General features: G+C 33.6%; 3 protein-coding genes. 1 reads left to right on the forward strand and 2 read right to left on the reverse strand.

Translation table 11 applies throughout. The annotated features are described in order from the left end of the window. Positions 1 to 60 precede the first annotated feature (60 nt). Complete coding sequence (locus F6K54_RS42345; protein WP_293090476.1) at positions 61 to 360, reverse strand: hypothetical protein; 300 nt, start codon at positions 358 to 360, stop codon at positions 61 to 63. Between the two features lie 72 nt (positions 361 to 432). Beyond that, positions 433 to 843, reverse strand: coding sequence for a Mur ligase domain-containing protein (locus F6K54_RS42350; protein ID WP_293090477.1), 411 nt, complete (start codon positions 841 to 843; stop codon positions 433 to 435). Positions 844 to 1,650: 807 nt separating this feature from the next. On the opposite strand from F6K54_RS42350, the gene F6K54_RS42355 reads away from it, so the two are divergent. Next, entirely contained in the window at positions 1,651 to 2,976 is a 1,326-nt protein-coding gene (locus F6K54_RS42355; protein WP_293090478.1) for a hypothetical protein, read from the forward strand. Positions 2,977 to 3,193 lie beyond the last annotated feature (217 nt).

Raw genomic sequence — 3,193 nt, forward strand, 5'->3', positions numbered from 1 at the left:
CAAGCTTTCTTGCTCCGTCTTTACGCTAAGGAAACCTCAGCGCAGGCGGTGCGCTTTTCTTTAACCATGTGCCCCACGGCCATTATTTTGCACTAAATCTAGTATCATTAGCGCATCTTTCTCCATTTCTGTTAGTCTGTTTTCAATTTCAGCTCGATCTTGCCTCCACTGAGGTAGTCCTTGAGATTCTTTACGAATTACCTGTAAAGCCTTACAATATGAAGTTACTAACGCTGTCTGTATTACTTGATTCTTTTCATCAGCTTTTTTTGCTGCCCATTTACTTACCCAATGCCATGTGACACTGGTTACCTGTTCAAGTCCTGCACCCGCGAAAAGGGTTAATATCTCTATGAGCATAATTTTAGTACCCTTGACTTATACCATATTTAGTGATATTTGACTACTCCCCGGACTAAAGTCACGGGGATTCTAAGTTGATACTACGCAACAGTATAAATCCATGTTGCTTCGTTTTTTAGTGACCGCAATTACAGGAATAGCAAACCTATCTCGCCACCAGCGAGCAATTTTTTGATAAGCTTCTAAAGTATTTTCTACTTGTAATATAGATAGGCTATTTGACTGTTGTGTAACTCTATTTTTTAAGGTATATTCTTCCTCAACAATGACGCAAGAAGCCCCTTTTTCTATTGCCTGTTTCACAAACTTATGGCCATCAAACTTTTCACCTCGTAATGCTACAAATCCTTCACCAGATTGTAAGTTACGAGTGTCTGTATTTATGCCTGTAATTAATGTTTTTTCAGGAATCTGAAAATTTGTAAGTGTTGTAGCACTCAAGACCTCAATTAATTGAGATAAGTTAATGTGACAGACCATAACTATTGGCAGTCCTACTCAAATATGTGTAATAATTATATTAGAGTACTTATTGATATTTGAAGTCAATTTATTTTTTTGGGTCTAACTAAGCAACTAGGAAAAAATAACAAAGTATAAATAATTCTCAAGAGAAAAAAACTTTTTTTAAGTTTAGTAAATTTTGTCATAATTTAGAGCTGACATAAGACAAAATAACTAAAACTTTGTCGGTCTAAGGCTTTAGAAAATTTATACTATCTTTATGTATATTACAATCAGTAACAAAACATTTTTACCGACAAAGTTGTGGGCTAAAGCCTCCCCTTTTAAGGGGATAAAAAGCGGTCGAGAGATGACGAGTTCTCCTCGCCATCTCTAATCGAACAAGAGAAAGAGAATATTCCTTATTTTAAGCCTCTTGTTTCAGTTAGAGGTACTGATAACTGATAACTGATAACTGATAACTGAAATGACGGAGTGGGAAGTAGATGCTACCGATAACTCAGTACAATCAAAGTTAACCCATCGATGAGAGTTTTTAATGAAGCAAAATCTTTACTGAAACTTCACACAAATCCAGTAAATTTTGAAGATAATTAAAAATATGAGTATTAATCAACTGCAGAATACCAATGTTAAGTATACAATAATCTAAGGGGTATTAATACTGAGTTATAGATAAATAATGATACCTAGTATAGTAAAGTAAATATCCACCTAAATTTGGAATTAAATATACAGTTTTAGACAAACTTATAGATGCTAATTAATAATCATAATAGCCCTGGAATATAAAAATCTTAAAGTAGGTAGGAAATATATAAAATGAAAAATCTTTTGGACGAATATAACAAATACAAATCTCAAGATGAACAAGATATCTATAATCATTTTATCCAATTGATAGACCTAGAGTCTTCAACAGAAGTAATTGAAAGATTTAGAATATTATTTATTAATGGTTCTGGATATCCCAACAGAGAAATATCTCAAGCACTAGACAGAATTACAGCATTGCCACAAATTGAAGAAGAATTTAATTTTATCTTAAACCGCTGCTGTCATATAGTTATTAATAGAAAACAACCCTACAACTATAAAAAGGATGTTTTAGTAGACTTAATGAAGCTTTTCGATCGAATCGAAAATAAACAAGCACGTCGAAACTACTACGGTTCTCGTAATAGTAAAAAATTATTAGAACTGGTTCAAGCATTTACAAAAAGCGAGCAATATCTCTCCTTAAAACGCTTAACAGAATTAATGAACCAAGAGACAGGAAGTTGTAGAAATACTAATAGTGCTCTAGCTCAACCTTTAAGAACTCTAATTCCACGTTATCCTTACCTATACCAACATTGTTTAGTTACCCCAGATAGTAGTTATGAACATCAACAAGTTATCAGAAAAATTCAACGACATAAACAAAGAAAATTTGAAATAGACTTATCCAAATATGTAACTCATACAATTAGAAAGAGAGTAATAACCACTGCCTCTAAAAGAGGAGCTACACTTTCAAACCTGACAGTATCTCCTTGGGAAGGCATCAACAATATTCAAAATCCTACTCTTTTGAGTGATCGGGAAGTATTATCAGCAATTAAGCAATTTGTAGGTAAAGTTGAAAACGGTAATAACTATCGAGATAATGCAAAAAGTTTTCTAACCCATGTTAGACAACCTCAATCCTATGGTTCTTTTAAAGAAAGCTTCTATGAATATTTAAGTACATCTTTTGATGTAGATTCTAAATCTATTAAGTCTCAGTTCCAAAATAAACTATATAAGCAGTTGAAAAATACTATGTCTCACAGTAATGATAAACAGTTTAACGATTCTTTGCTGATGAGAACTTGTAATCAAATGTTAGGATTTCTAGTTGTAGAAAGTACCCAAAAACCACAACACTTTCTATTTCTAAATCTAATGTCTAACCTGGGTCCGATAACAACAACTGGCCTCCTACTAAAAATAGTTTTGGTCTGCTATAGAGTCAAACCATACTTAGAAAAACGATTTTCTATACTATTTAACCATTACGAATCACAAACTAGAGAAACTGTTATGTGGTTAGTGAAAGCTCTAGAAAATATGCACGTTGCTTTAAGTACTAACTTTGGTAGGGTTGATTTATCCTTCATTCGTTAGAAGATTTTAGAACTTCCGAAATCTAGAATAAGCTAAGTTAGCATGAGGAATAATATTGCAATGTTGACATACTCCCGACGCTCCCCTACGGGAGAACGCGGGATTCTTCAGCCAAGGAAGCCTTGACCGCAGTTTTTACAGAAGTGATGTCCTCCTCCTGTGTTGATAATAAAGATGAATTTTTGCTCTGAAGTTGAGCGTACGCTTCTACTAGCCA

The sequence above is a fragment of the Okeania sp. SIO3B5 genome (assembly GCF_010692555.1).
Lineage (GTDB): Bacteria > Cyanobacteriota > Cyanobacteriia > Cyanobacteriales > Microcoleaceae > Okeania.